At 55.1% G+C, this 13,801-nt stretch carries 11 protein-coding genes and 3 pseudogenes; 5 read left to right on the top strand and 9 right to left on the bottom strand.

Going from position 1 to position 13,801, the window contains the following annotated elements; translation table 11 throughout:
- Positions 1-89: 89 nt before the first annotated feature.
- Positions 90-1,412, top strand: coding sequence for a metallophosphoesterase family protein (locus tag SGP1_RS04180; protein WP_011410444.1), 1,323 nt, complete (start codon positions 90-92; stop codon positions 1,410-1,412).
- Between the two features lie 294 nt (positions 1,413-1,706).
- Here the strand turns inward: SGP1_RS04180 and SGP1_RS32640 are convergent, their stop codons facing one another.
- The gene (locus SGP1_RS32640; RefSeq protein ID WP_243466081.1) at positions 1,707-2,177 is read right to left on the bottom strand and encodes a phage portal protein; all 471 of its coding nucleotides are present in this window, start codon (positions 2,175-2,177) and stop codon (positions 1,707-1,709) included.
- A gap of 130 nt (positions 2,178-2,307) precedes the next feature.
- Positions 2,308-2,901 (bottom strand): hypothetical protein, encoded by a 594-nt coding sequence (locus tag SGP1_RS04170; RefSeq protein ID WP_083764665.1) that lies wholly within the window; start codon positions 2,899-2,901, stop codon positions 2,308-2,310.
- Between SGP1_RS04170 and SGP1_RS04165 the strand changes: the two genes are divergently transcribed.
- Positions 2,901-3,410: a P2 family phage major capsid protein gene (locus SGP1_RS04165; RefSeq protein WP_083764664.1), complete on the top strand. Its 510-nt coding sequence runs from the start codon at positions 2,901-2,903 to the stop codon at positions 3,408-3,410. The genes SGP1_RS04170 and SGP1_RS04165 overlap by 1 nt on opposite strands.
- Complete coding sequence (locus SGP1_RS29070) at positions 3,403-3,690, top strand: glycoside hydrolase family protein (protein ID WP_050747395.1); 288 nt, start codon at positions 3,403-3,405, stop codon at positions 3,688-3,690. Before SGP1_RS04165 ends, SGP1_RS29070 begins: the two co-directional genes overlap by 8 nt.
- Positions 3,691-3,850: 160 nt before the next feature.
- Here SGP1_RS29070 and SGP1_RS04155 read toward each other — a convergent pair whose 3' ends face one another.
- The 4 genes and pseudogenes from SGP1_RS04155 to SGP1_RS04140 form a co-directional block, all read right to left on the bottom strand.
- Positions 3,851-4,744, bottom strand: a complete 894-nt coding sequence (locus SGP1_RS04155; RefSeq protein ID WP_041866617.1) for a phage tail tape measure protein — start codon at positions 4,742-4,744, stop codon at positions 3,851-3,853.
- A gap of 151 nt (positions 4,745-4,895) precedes the next feature.
- Positions 4,896-5,066, bottom strand: a complete 171-nt coding sequence (locus SGP1_RS35560) for a hypothetical protein (protein ID WP_341532823.1) — start codon at positions 5,064-5,066, stop codon at positions 4,896-4,898.
- A 46-nt stretch (positions 5,067-5,112) separates the two neighbouring features.
- Positions 5,113-5,601 (bottom strand): annotated as a pseudogene (locus SGP1_RS04145) (phage major tail tube protein).
- A gap of 34 nt (positions 5,602-5,635) precedes the next feature.
- Positions 5,636-6,259, bottom strand: a pseudogene (locus tag SGP1_RS04140) (phage tail sheath subtilisin-like domain-containing protein); the annotation flags it as partial.
- A gap of 76 nt (positions 6,260-6,335) precedes the next feature.
- Between SGP1_RS04140 and SGP1_RS04135 the strand changes: the two are divergent.
- Positions 6,336-7,294, top strand: a pseudogene (locus tag SGP1_RS04135) (contractile injection system protein, VgrG/Pvc8 family).
- A gap of 44 nt (positions 7,295-7,338) precedes the next feature.
- The gene (locus tag SGP1_RS23315; protein WP_148203359.1) at positions 7,339-7,566 is read left to right on the top strand and encodes an ogr/Delta-like zinc finger family protein; all 228 of its coding nucleotides are present in this window, start codon (positions 7,339-7,341) and stop codon (positions 7,564-7,566) included.
- 221 nt (positions 7,567-7,787) lie between these two features.
- On the opposite strand, the gene lpdA is transcribed toward SGP1_RS23315, so the two are convergent.
- From lpdA to aceE, 3 genes are all read right to left on the bottom strand, one after another.
- The gene (lpdA, locus tag SGP1_RS04125; protein WP_011410442.1) at positions 7,788-9,215 is read right to left on the bottom strand and encodes a dihydrolipoyl dehydrogenase; all 1,428 of its coding nucleotides are present in this window, start codon (positions 9,213-9,215) and stop codon (positions 7,788-7,790) included.
- Positions 9,216-9,435: 220 nt separating this feature from the next.
- Positions 9,436-11,016, bottom strand: a complete 1,581-nt coding sequence (aceF, locus tag SGP1_RS04120) for a pyruvate dehydrogenase complex dihydrolipoyllysine-residue acetyltransferase (RefSeq protein ID WP_011410441.1) — start codon at positions 11,014-11,016, stop codon at positions 9,436-9,438.
- 15 nt (positions 11,017-11,031) lie between these two features.
- Complete coding sequence (gene aceE / locus SGP1_RS04115; RefSeq protein ID WP_011410440.1) at positions 11,032-13,698, bottom strand: pyruvate dehydrogenase (acetyl-transferring), homodimeric type; 2,667 nt, start codon at positions 13,696-13,698, stop codon at positions 11,032-11,034.
- Between the last annotated feature and the right edge of the window lie 103 nt (positions 13,699-13,801).

Genomic DNA, 13,801 nt, shown 5'->3' with positions numbered 1-13,801 from the left:
ATAATATATATTGATAGTTATAATAATTATTATCGTTGTTAGACACACTCATAAAAGTTAAATGTAATTTATAGTAAAGGATATGTGATATGATTATTGGCGTAATTAGTGATATACACCAGAATGGTAAGCGTGAGAATGATATACTTGAGGTGTCATTGAAAAATATGGTAAATAATGGAGCCACAGCATTAATTATGGCCGGTGATATTGGTGATTATCATAGAGATAGAGAAAAGGCTCTTTCAATTATAACAAATTGTTTCCCAAGTGATTTTCATAATCACATGATGCTTATGTTGGGTAATCACGATGTGAGAACAGGAGCTAAACCAGATCAATCTTTAGACCCGGATTTGGTTGGTTTATATCACAAACATTTAGATAAATTTGGCATTAAATACTATGATAATATGATGTGTATTGATGCTTGGTTTAATGAATATCATGTTTTATGCTTGAATACCGATCTCGGTCTTAAAGATAAAATGTATTTGAATGATAATTCAATAAGATGGCTAAAAGAAAAGTTAGCTGAAAATAGCGACATCCATAAACCAATTTTTGTTGTCACACATCAACCATTTAACTCCTCTCATTGGAGAGCAGGCCTCTTTGGTGGTTTCGGCGATCAGGATGAAATCCTAAAGGAATTATTCAACGAATATCCGCAAATCATCATGCTGAACGGCCATATACATAATGGTTTTGGAGTAATTGAATTTATTCAACGCCCTTTTGGTACACTGGTTGAAATTCCAAGTTTGACGAAAGGAGAAAATGGAGTTAAATCAGATGGTCCTGGTTGGTTAATAAAAACAAGTCGTGAATCACTAGTTTTTGAAGCATGGGATTTCTTTAACAACAAGAGATTAGACCAATATGACCAGACTATCAATCTCCCTCAATTATCGGTTTTGGCTAGAGAGCTAACTGAATTAGAGAGAAATGACCGAAATGACCTGTTGACCAATGCGTCAATATTAATGAACAAAAAATATCTTAACGATATGCCTGATGGCAACAATACCGTTAAAGAACAAAATTATTACAAAATTGATAAAATATATGATCAAAAAACCTGGCTTAAAATTGATGAATTACGGCATGAAATCATTGATTATTTAGATGAAAAATCATTCCATACTTTTCCCATAATTAATGGAAAAGATATAACCGAAGAGGCGTTGCGCAACGCATTAAATGAACAAAATCATATAATCATTAAGATGTATGATGGCGGATGGGCATCTAAAATTTTTATTCCTTCAGTTGTAGAAGAAAACAAAATAATAAAAATTGCCACGAACGCAGGCTATCAGACACACGTCTATTACGATAACAAAGAGGTGGTTCTCAATAGAGGGGATGCCTTGACGCTAACCACCAAAGTGATTTGGCATGAGTTATGAGCGTCTGATTATTAAGTCTTACTTGCTCCCAGCGCATCCAGCAGGGCATAAGACTTAAAGCGGATAACCTCCTGCCCCAGCCAGCCATTGAGGGAGAGCAGGCTTTCCATCACCGGTGTCAGTTCATTGATGGCAAAGACCTTCGCTGCCTTCTCTACGTCCCGAAATTACTGCTGCTGTTGGGGATAATCCCCATCAGCTGCGGCGGGACGCGATGCATGGCCAGCATATCGTCGCGCGTCGCGTCCTTGATGTTCATAAATTCATCTTTGGCTGCAATCTGGCTAAAAGGTTTTATCTGGATGCCGTCCTTTGAACCGCTACCGTATGTAAAAACACATTCCTGAAGGCCCCGTTGCCACGGGCACTGCTCAGGGCCTGCTCCAGTTTTTTGGCCCCTTCCGGATCTGCCAGCGCGTCCGTCAAATGGACCAGCACTCCGGCATGGCTGCCGTTCTCAAAGAAGCGGGTACGAAACAGCGTGGCCACCTGACTCAGGCTGGCGGACACCAGTCCTGCCAGATATTCCGGTAGCCCGTAAATTTCCTGATGAATATCCGGGTTCATCAGATGAAATACGCTGTCGGGGGCAAACTCATGCTCTTCCATCCAGCTTTTCACAAACCAGTAGCGCCCTGCCTGCTCACCGCGCCGCATATATTTGGCGGGCGTGCGGATTAACCGGATTACCTGTCCCAGCCGGTTACGCCTGGCTTCCAGATAGGCATTGCCAAACACCAGAAAATCCAGCACAAGCGCTTTCATATCATCATGCGTCAGCAGCAGGTGTGGCTCAACGCAGCTTATGATCACATTGCATTTAAAAAACAGCGGCGACTGGTGATAGACCGCCGAGGAAAATGCCCGCGCCAGTCCGTCAAAGCTGATGGGCGGCTCATACCAGTGCCCGCTTCAGTGCCGGGGAATACTGCAGGCACTGGGCCGCCGGAAAGAACTTACGCACCAGTGACCAGACCGCTTCACCGGCACCGGTACCGTCAATACCGATAAACTGGACCTGATAGCGCCGGGTTATCAGCCGGATGGCTTCTGCCTGCTGCTCAAACTCCAGGCCGCGTAACTGCTGGCGCTCCACGATACGAAAGGTGCCGCCGGCGACCTGTGGCGGAGCCAGCACCACCAGACCTCCGCTATCCCCCTTGCCGCCGCTGCCGGTCGGATCGTACCCCAGCCATACCGGGCGATCGCCCAGCGGGCGCGGCGCGAAGGGTTGCCAGTCTGGCCAGACGTTTTTGTTGTAGCCATCGACGGCGCAGCGCAGCAGTGCATCATAGTCGAACGCGGATTCGCCCCTGCGCACAAATTCACACATAAACAGATTGGCAAATTCGTCCGGTCTGTACTCGGCCATCAACGCATTGATATCAACGCGATCATACCCCTGGTCGATGGCATCGCGCAGGGTCACACGTTGTCGCCAGAGGTTATCTCCCCCCCCCCCCCAGCGATCGCCGTGAGCCAGTCTCACTGCATACCCTGACGGCGCACCGCTACCGCTGTGAGCAAACCAATTTCGATACCTTCCTGTCGTATACGCAGATTGATGCCTGGAGCGGCCACCCGCAGTTTCATCAGATGATAAGCGACCAGATCGCCCGCCAGGAGGCGAATGACCGGCTGATGGTGGGCTTCAACGGCACTTCTCGCGCCGCGAAGTCGGACCGGGCCAAACATCCGCTGCTGCAGGACACCAAGAAGGGCTGGTTACAGCACCTGCGTGAGGACGCGCCACAGCGCATCATGAAGGGGATCACCCTGACTCAACGCGATGAAGACGGCAAGATTGTCGCCAAAGGCAAATATGCCCACCTCGACGCCTTGGTGTATGACGCCCTTACCTCCCTGCTTAAAACGCTGGCGTACACCCTGAGAAACAGGGCCGCCGACGGGGACAGCGCCGAGGCATTGTCACTGCTGCAACAGGCCTTGCGCCTGCACAGCGGTAATCGAGGTCAAGCGGGATATCGAAGTGCTTGATCGCCAGTTGAAAAAAGCCGCTGAGTCGACACCGGCCAGCAAGACGACGAAACGCACACCGGCGGGACGAAAACGCGCCGCCGAGTGCCGGGCCTTACTGGAGCGCGACTGGGCAACGTTTTCCCGTGTGGTTGACCGTGCCGTCAGCGTACCGATGAGCGATTACCAGCGGGCGGTGCTGGTCTCCTTTAGCTACAACGTCGGTGCCGCCGCGTTTGAGCACTGGTGCATTTTTCGAGGGAGGCTTTTGAGGACGCCACCGGCGTCAGAAGACGCGTAGACCAGTCCCACACCTGGCTGATAGAGTGACCAATACCGTCAAAGACCGGGGCCAGAGGCGTAAAGACCGCCATAAACGCCTCTTTCAGTGGTGCCAGTCCTGCTCAGGCCGGTGAAAAAACCGGAGAAAAACGCCTTAAGGGGTTCCCAATACGTCCAAATCAGTACGCCCGCGGCCACCAGTGCCGCAACCAGCAGGGTAACCCCCGCTCTGGCAACATTGCACAACATACCAAAGCCCGAAGTGGCCAGCGTCCTGAGCCCATTGCCCAACACGGCCAGCGCTGCCCCCGTCCGGCCCTGGCCGCACCCCGTGACAGGCCCATCTGCAGGGCATTGCCAGCAGCGCCCCGCGGTTGCGCAATGCGCCCAGTTTCGCCGCCCGCGTGCATCAGGGCGTTAAACAGGGCGTCATACTTGCCGTTAACGGCGGCCTCCATCACCGCGCCCATGCCCACCATGGCCTCTTCGCCAAACAAATCTTTTTTCAGGCGCGCCTGGCTGGGTTGGTCAAACGTGCGCAGCGCCTGCCTGGCCTCCTTGAGGATCTCCGCCATGGCCGCCATGCTTTCCAGACTGACGCCCAGATCCGCCGCCATCGGGCCCGCATAGGTCATGGTTTCCCCCAGCTGGCGTAAATCGGTATTGGTACGGGTAAACGCACCGGTCAGGACGTCGGACACGCGATCCATCTGCCCCGCATCCAAGTAGCCCAGGCGGGTCAACGCCTGCACGCTGGACATGCCGGCATCAAAATCCCGTCCAGGGGCCAGCAGGCGTTGTGAGGCATACAGCTCGCCCCCACCCGCCGCCATGGCGTCGGCCCCTCTGCCCGCGAGCTTGCCGCGCGTCTCTTTGGCGCGGGCATAGCTGGCCTGCATGCGCGTCAGGGCACTTAAATGGCGCTGCTGCGCGACCAGCTGGCGGTTATAGCTTTCAGTGCGGCGGGTGAGCTGCGCGGTAGCGTTATCGCTCTGACGGATGGAAATGCCGTGACGGTACAGCTGGGCGGCCACCGCCTGGAGTTTTTTCTTCTCCTTCGGCAATAAGCTCATCAGTTTCTACGCAGGGACAGCGGATAACGCATCGTCCGATGTCGTCCCAGTCGCTGCCGAGTTCGGTGCCAAAAAATCAGCCACGCCCGCCGCAAACTGTGAAAAGTACTGAACATTCATGGTGATAATTTTTCCGTCAGGCGTGGGTGTGTTACGCGGGCAGAAGCGTGATCAGGGCATTCACATCACTGGTCATCACGTCATACAGTTTCAGGCCGCGCAGCGCACCGACCTGTTTTAGGGTATCGGTTATCGTCACTTCCGTGATTTCTTCGCCGCTGGTACGTTTGATGGCAACACTCAAAGGGATAATTTTAGACATAAGTCGCGTCTTCCTGTGGTTTCATAAAGGGATGGTGCCTGGCGTATCAATGACCCATGTTGGCACGGTGACTCTCCAGCAGATCCTTGCCGCCGACTTTCCAAATCATGTTAATCATATCGACTTCGAGCACATCCTCGCGTTCGATGGCGATGCGACAATAGGTATTTTTCAGCGTGTACTTGTGCTGGGTGTTTTCTCCCTCCTTGGCGGCCCCCCAGTCCAGCTCGGTAAAGCGGCCACGCGTCTAGATTTCACAGGCGACGGCCTGCCTGCTGGCAGCATCCGTGTAGGAGCCCGCGAAGCGCAGCTGCAGGCTGTCAATGGGGCCGCCCAGGGTTTTCAGCAGGCTCACTTCCAGCCCGCACATGGTCAGCTCCATATCCAGGGCGCTGCTGTCAAACCCCATCAATACCGCTACCGAGCCTGGCATGCCGGCCCCCTGATAGTCTTCGGTTTTCAACGACAGCTTGGGTGGCGTAATTTCCTCAATCAGCCCCAGATAGGTCTGGCCGTTAATATAGGTATCGAACATAAACAGCTTTTTCGGCATTCCCATGATGTCTTCCTTACCCCAGCTGATTGAAAACGGCGAAGTATTCGTCCGTGAAGGTCTGGATCAGTCCCATGCTCTCCAGTGGCGGTACCGGCGTGTATTTGTAACGGATATGTGCCTGCCCTTCGCGCAGGGTTTCTTTCGGGTTATCGGCCGGATCATACCAACAGGAAAAGCCCAGCAACCGTCCCGACGTCACCAGCTGCATCCCCTTGCGGTTGATGCCGTCGACCACATCTTTCACCAACAACGGGGTAAGCGTTTTATCCATATAGGAAAAATGCGCCTCGGCGATCATGTCCGCCAGGATCTGCGCGGTACGGGTATAGAAGCCACCACGCTTGATAAGCGTGGTGACGTGATGCGCGTTGAGGTCGCTGGCATCGGTGTCCTTGCCCTGCAACGACCACCAGATGTCCGCAGAAATCCCCAGTACGCCGTCCAGCGCCACATTCGATAACGATTTGTGCCAACCCTGCTCCGCATCCAGTTTTGCCCGTAGCCCCAGGGCATAGGCAGTGGCCGGTACGGTCTCGTTTTTACCTGACTGGGCGTTGTAGGCAATAAAATCCGGGTAGATGATCATCAGCTCGCGCTGGCTAAAGGTCTTGCGGTAGGTTTTCACCCCTTCAAGGGTCTTCTTACAATCTGGCAGGATTGCCCGCGCAGGGCCTGGCGGCAATGCTGTATGACAAAAAAGCGGAGACCGTACCATGGAATTTGTCGACACCCTGCTCAGCAATGAGGATGCCCGCCGCCCGGCGTTTGATTTGCTGATGGGCGGAAAGCGCGTCGGGACGGTGAATGACCGTCTTCTCTCCCTGACGCTGACGGATAACCGGGGATTTGAGGCCGACACGCTGGAGATGGTGCTCGACGATGCCGACGACGGGATAGATTTGCCTGCTCGTGGCGTACAAATCTCCGTCTCCCTGGGCTGGGAAGGCGAAGCGCTGGTTCATAAGGGGCTATTTACCGTCGATGAAGTGAGCCACAGTGGTCAGCGCGATAGCCGGACGCTACCGCCTGCAAACCGGCGTGAGCCGCAGTCTGAAGGACGTGGAAATTGACCACGCCGATCAGACTCAGGAGAGTGATATCAGCTTTTTAACCCGCATGGCTGAACTGCTGGGTGCCATTGCCACCATCAAGAACGGCATGTTGTTGTTTATGGTGCCAGGGCAAGGAACAACGCAAAGCGGTAAGCTGTTGCCAGCCATCAGCCTGACCCGTGCAAGCGGTGACCGGCACAGCTTTCGGGTGGCGGACTGTGACGCCTATACCGGCGTACGTGCCTACTGGCTGGATTTGAATGTGGGCAAAAAAGCGGAAACGACCCTGACGCGCAAACGGGCGTCCGACAAGAAAAAACACGCCTCCTCCCGCCGTGAAGGGGATTATCTTGCCGGCGCGACGGGCGGCAGCGGCGAAATGGTCCACCCTACAACGCGGTGCAGCGGAGTTCGGCATTACCCTGGCCCGGGGCAGACCCGATATTTACCCTGAGCTGCCTGCGCGCGTCAGCGGCTTCAAGCCGGCCATAGACAACGCCGGGTGGGTGATTGCCCGTGTGGTCCATACGCTGGGCGAGCGGGGGTATGTCACTGCTCTGGAGCTTGAGGTCAGCCTGCGGGATGCCGAGATGGCGCTGGCTGACAAGGTGTCAACATAATGACACACTATCCGTAAACAAATAGTGTCATTGTGGGAAGTTTTATGGCGTTCAAGTGTCCACGTTGCGGCGCGGTGGCAAAAACCCGCACCAGCGAGGGAATGAGTTCGGAAACCCGGCGCAGCTACCATCAGTGCCAGAATCTGTTATGCGGTAGCACCTTTACCACGCTGGAAAGAATGCTGAACACGCCGAAGTCCGTTGACTTGCCGAAAGATTTTACCCTGCCCAAAACGTTTTTCTCCGCACACATTACGGCAATGACCTGCTGACCCTGAACCTCTCTTAACTCTCTGCATCAGGCAAAAACGGCAGCCCAGGCGATGCTGTGTGCTGTCGTTGACGACAAAAGAAAAGCCCCGGAAACCGGGGCCTTTTGGTCAAAGATGGACGTTATCTGGACACTGCGAAATTAAATCCCTTTATTTTCAATGCATTGCCATTTAATTTAACGCTCCCTCCGGCGCCTTTGTTGCGGATGACCGCAGATACTTTATTTCTTTTTCTTCGCTTTGGCGTTGGGCAGATCGGTAATGGTACCTTCGTACACTTCCGCCGCCAGACCCACCGATTCATACAGCGTGGGGTGCGCATGGATGGTCAGCGCGATATCTTCCGCGTCGCAGCCCATTTCGATGGCCAAACCGATTTCGCCCAGTAGCTCGCCGCCGTTGACCCCGACCACGGCGCCGCCGATGACCCGATGGCTTTCTTTATCGAAAATCAGCTTGGTCATGCCGTCCTGGCAGTCGGAAGCAATGGCACGTCCGGAGGCTGCCCACGGGAAAGTGGCGACTTCATAGCTGATGCCTTTCTCTTTCGCTTCTTTTTCCGTCAGGCCGACCCATGCCACTTCCGGCTCGGTATAGGCAATAGACGGAATGACTTTAGGATCGAAATAGTGTTTCTTGCCGGCGATGACTTCCGCCGCCACGTGGCCCTCGTGGGTGCCTTTGTGCGCCAGCATCGGCTGGCCGACGATATCGCCGATAGCGTAAATGTGCGGCACATTGGTGCGCATCTGTTTGTCTACACGGATAAAGCCGCGATCGTCTACCTCGACCCCGGCCTGGCCGGCATCCAGCAGCTTGCCGTTCGGCACGCGGCCGATGGCGACCAGCACGGCGTCATAGCGCTGGGTTTCCGACGGCGCTTTTTTCCCTTCCATGCTGACATACACGCCGTCTTCCCGGGCTTCCACAACGGTGACTTTGGTTTCCAGCATCAGGTTGAATTGGGAACTGATGCGCTTGGTAAAAACTTTTACCACGTCTTTATCGGCCGCCGGGATAACCTGATCGAACATTTCCACCACATCGATTTCCGAACCCAGCGCGTGGTAAACGGTGGCCATTTCCAGACCGATGATCCCGCCACCCATCACCAGCAGACGCTCTGGCACCGACGTCAGGGCGAGCGCACCGGTGGAATCCCATACGCGGGGATCATCATGGGGGATAAACGGCAGCTGGATCGGACGGGAGCCTGCGGCAATAATAGCGTTGTCGAAGGTAATGGTTGTCGTGCCGTTTTCGCCTTCCACCTGCAGGGTGTTGGCACCGGTAAATTTACCGTAACCGTTCACCACCTTCACCTTACGCGCTTTGGCCATACCGCTCAGACCGCCGGTCAGCTGATTGACCACCTTTTCCTTCCAGGTGCGCACTTTGTCAATATCAGTTTGCGGCTCGCCAAAGACGATACCGTTTTTGCTCAGCGCCTTGGCCTCTTCGATAACCTTAGCGACGTGCAATAATGCTTTGGAGGGGATACAGCCTACGTTCAGGCAAACCCCGCCGAGGGTGGAATAACGTTCCACCAGGACGGTCTCCAGACCTAAATCCGCACAGCGGAATGCCGCGGAATATCCGCCCGGGCCTGCCCCAAGTACCACGACCTGAGTTTTTATTTCAGTACTCATAATGACCTCTTAGTTGATTGTCCGGCGGGTCAGACGTCTATTTTATCGCGTGTATTTGCATAACACGCTGTGTCCACCGGGACGTCTCCATCGCGCATAGTTTACAGAAATGTTAATAGACTGCAAAGTATGTTACGACGGCGCTTGTTGAGTTGGTAACGCCGAGGACAGCCCTTTGCCACCGGCGGCGACGCAGAAAACAGGCAGGCCGGCCTGGAGGTTACATCACCAAGCGGCGAATATCAGACATAACGTTATTGATGAAGCTGATGAATCGCGCACCGTCGGCGCCGTCGATGACCCGGTGGTCATAGGACAGCGACAGCGGCAACATCAGCCGCGGCGCAAACTCTTTACCATTCCATACCGGTTTCGTCGACGATTTTGATACACCGAGAATCGCCACTTCCGGCGCATTGACGATAGGCGTGAACGCCGTGCCGCCAATGCCGCCCAGGCTGGAGATGGTGAAGCAGCCGCCCTGCATATCCGACGAAGTCAGTTTGCCGGCGCGGGCCTTTTTCGAGATCTCCGCCAGCTCGCGCGACAGCTCTACGATGCCTTTCTTATTCACATTGCGGAACACCGGCACGACCAGGCCGTTCGGGGTATCAACCGCCACGCCGATATTGATGTATTTCTTCAGCGTCAGTTTCTGGGCGTCCGCCGACAGCGAGCTGTTAAAATGCGGCAGCTCTTCCAGCGCCTTGGCGACCGCTTTCATGATAAACACCAGTGGGGTGATTTTCACATCCAGCTTCTTCTTCTCGGCTTCAGCGTTCTGCTGTTTGCGGAAGGCTTCCACTTCGGTGATATCGGCTTCGTCGAACTGGGTTACATGGGGGATCATGACCCAGTTACGGTGCAGGTTGGCGCCGGAGATTTTCTGAATCCGGCCCAGCTCCACCTCTTCGGTGTCGCCGAACTTGCTGAAGTCCACCTTCGGCCACGGCAGCAGCCCCGGCAGCGTACCGGCAGCGGCTGGGGCGGCCTCAGCGCGTTTGACAGCCTCTTTGACGTATGCCTGAATATCTTCACGCAGGATACGGCCTTTGCGCCCGGTGCCTTTCACTTTCGCCAGGTTGACGCCGAACTCGCGCGCCAGACGGCGAATCACCGGGGTAGCGTGCACATAGGCATCATTCTCGGCAAATTCACCTTTGCCTTCGGACGATGACGGGGCAGCAGCTGCGCTTTTGTTGGCGTCTGATGCCGACGCAGGGGCCACAGCCGCGGCGCTTTCCTTGGCGGCTCCTTCCACCTCGAACATCATAATCTGCGAACCTGTGCTGACTTTATCACCAACGTTAATCTTGATCTCTTTGACGATACCCTCGAACGGCGCCGGCACTTCCATCGACGCCTTGTCGCCCTCGACGGTGATAAGCGACTGTTCGGCTTCGACCTTGTCACCCACCTTCACCAGCACTTCGGTGACTTCCACCTCGTCGCCGCCGATATCGGGAACGTTAACCTCTTTACTCTGTGCGGCACCGCCGCCGGCGGCCGGTTTGGCCGCCGCGCTGTCGGCCTTCTCCGGCGCTGCGGCAGGCTTCTCAGCGCCACCCTCGGCTTCCTCGAAGACCATAATCAGTTTGCCGGTGGTGACTTTATCGCCCACCGCCACCTTTAACTCTTTCACCACCCCCGCCTGCGGCGAGGGCACTTCCATGGACGCTTTATCGCCTTCCACGGTAATCAGCGACTGCTCGGCGTCAACTTTATCGCCCACGCTGACCAGGACTTCGGTGACTTCCACTTCATCTGCACCGATATCCGGTACGTTGATTTCAATAGCCATGATTTACTCTACCTCTTACACCAGACGCGGGTTGACTTTGTCAGCATCGATGCCGAATTTGCTGATGGCCTGCGCCACCACATCAGCGCCGATATAGCCGCGTTTGGCCAATTCACCCAGCGCCGCAACCACCACATAGCTGGCGTCCACTTCAAAGTGATGACGCAGGTTCTCGCGGCTGTCCGAACGGCCAAAACCGTCGGTGCCCAGAACGCGGAACTCGCTTGCAGGAATAAAGTTGCGGATCTGCTCGGCGAACAGTTTCATATAGTCGGTGGACGCCACCGCCGGTGCATCGTTCAGCACGGTGGCCACATAAGGCACGCGCGGGGTTTCGGTCGGGTGCAGCATGTTCCAGCGCTCGCAATCCTGGCCGTCGCGCGCCAGTTCGGTGAACGAGGTCACGCTGTACACATCTGAGCCTACACCATAGTCTTTCGACAGGATCTGCGCTGCTTCGCGCACGTGGCGCAAAATGGCGCCGGAGCCCATCAGCTGCACTTTGCCTTTGCCGCCTTCCAGCGTTTCCAGCTTGTAGATCCCCTTGCAAATACCCTTTTCCACGCCTTTCGGCATGGCAGGCATGGCGTAGTTTTCGTTCAGCGTGGTCAGATAGTAGTAGACGTTTTCCGGCTTATCACCGTACATCCGTGTCAGACCGTCATGCATGATGACCGCGACTTCATAGGCATAGGCCGGATCGTAGGAGATGCAGTTCGGGATGGTCAGCGACTGGATATGGCTGTGGCCGTCTTCGTGCTGCAAGCCTTCACCGTTCAGCGTAGTGCGCCCCGAGGTGCCGCCGATAAGGAAACCGCGCGCCTGCTGGTCGCCCGCCGCCCAGCACAGATCGCCGATACGCTGGAAACCGAACATCGAATAGTAGATGTAGAACGGAATCATCGGCAAATCGTTGGTGCTGTAGGAGGTCGCCGCCGCCAGCCAGGAAGAGGCCGCTCCCAGCTCGTTGATCCCTTCTTGCAGGATCTGCCCCTTTTCGTCTTCGCGGTAATAGGCGACCTGCTCGCGGTCCTGCGGCGTGTACTGCTGGCCGTTGGGGCTGTAGATGCCTATCTGGCGGAACAGACCTTCCATGCCGAAAGTACGGGCTTCGTCGGCGATGATCGGTACCAGGCGATCTTTGATCGACTTGTTCTTCAGCATCACGTTCAGCACGCGAACAAAAGCGATGGTGGTGGAGATCTCTTTTTTCTGCTCTTCCAGCAGCGGCGCAAAATCCTCAAGCGTCGGCAGCTCCAGCGGCTTGGTGAAATCCTTCAGACGGCTCGGCAGATAGCCGTGCAGCGCTTTGCGGCGCTCGTGCAGATAGGTGTGCTCTTCGGACCCTTCTGCAAAAATGATATAGGGCAGCGCTTCGATCTTGTCGTCGGTAATGGTGCTCAGATTGAAACGATCGCGGAAGTAGAGTACCCCTTCCATGTTCATTTTCTTCACTTGGTGCGCGATATTCATGCCTTCCGCGGTCACACCCATGCCGTAGCCTTTGATGGTGTGCGCCAGGATCACCACAGGCTTGCCGGTGGTTTTCTTGGCCTTTTGCAGAGCGGCATAGATTTTCTTCGGATCGTGGCCGCCGCGGTTGAGAGCCCAAATCTCGTCGTCGCTCATGTCTTTCACCAGCGCGGCGGTTTCCGGGTATTTACCAAAGAAGTGCTCGCGTACGTAGGCGCCGTTTTTCGATTTAAAGGTCTGATAGTCGCCGTCGACGGTTTCGTTCATCAGCTGAATCAGCTTGCCGGAGGTGTCTTTGCGCAGCAGCTCATCCCAGCGGCTGCCCCAGACCACCTTGATCACTTCCCAGCCGGCGCCGCCGAACACGCCTTCCAGCTCGTTGATGATCTTGCCGTTACCAGTGACGGGACCGTCCAGACGTTGCAGGTTACAGTTAATGATGAATACCAGGTTGTCCAGCTTCTCGCGGGTCGCGATGGTGATGGCGCCCTTGGATTCCGGCTCGTCCATCTCGCCGTCGCCCAGGAAGGCGTACACGGTCTGATTGCTGGTGTTCTTCAGCGCGCGGTGGTCAAGATATTTAAGGAATTTTGCCTGATAGATGGCGCTTATCGGGCCAAGGCCCATCGACACCGTCGGGAACTGCCAGAACTCCGGCATCAGCTTCGGATGCGGATAGGATGACAACCCTTTACCGTACACTTCCTGGCGGAAGTTGTTCATCTGATCTTCGCTCAGACGACCTTCAAGGAAGGCGCGAGCGTACACGCCGGGGGAGATGTGCCCCTGGAAGTAGACCAGGTCGCCGCCGTCTTTATCGTTGCGCGCGCGGAAGAAATGGTTGAAGCACACTTCATAAATGGTGGCGGACGACTGGAATGACGCCATGTGGCCGCCCAGTTCCAAATCTTTCTTCGACGCGTGCAGCACGGTCATCACGGCATTCCAGCGAATGGCGGAACGGATGCGGCGCTCCAGTTCCAGATTGCCGGGATACTCAGGCTCCTCTTCGACTGGAATCGTGTTGATGTAGTTGCGTCCGGCGGCACCTTGCGCAATGCTGACCCCACCTTTACGCGCTTCATCCAGCACCTGATCAATTAGGAATTGCGCGCGTTCAATACCTTCTTCACGGATAACCGATTCGATCGCCTGGAGCCAGTCGCGTGTTTCGATCGGATCCACGTCATTGTACAAACGTTCTGACATGGTGGTGTTCCTTATCTATCTTTAATATTGGTTTAGTTGGAGCCTGTCTTCCTATGCTCTGGCCGTCAGAACATACGAAGACAGGCCCATAGCTTCTGCTGCC

This window comes from Sodalis glossinidius str. 'morsitans', from assembly GCF_000010085.1.
GTDB classification, from domain to species: Bacteria; Pseudomonadota; Gammaproteobacteria; order Enterobacterales; family Enterobacteriaceae; genus Sodalis; species Sodalis glossinidius.
The sequence above is the reverse complement of the archived record's forward strand: the minus strand, read 5'-3'. Positions and strand labels throughout refer to the sequence as shown.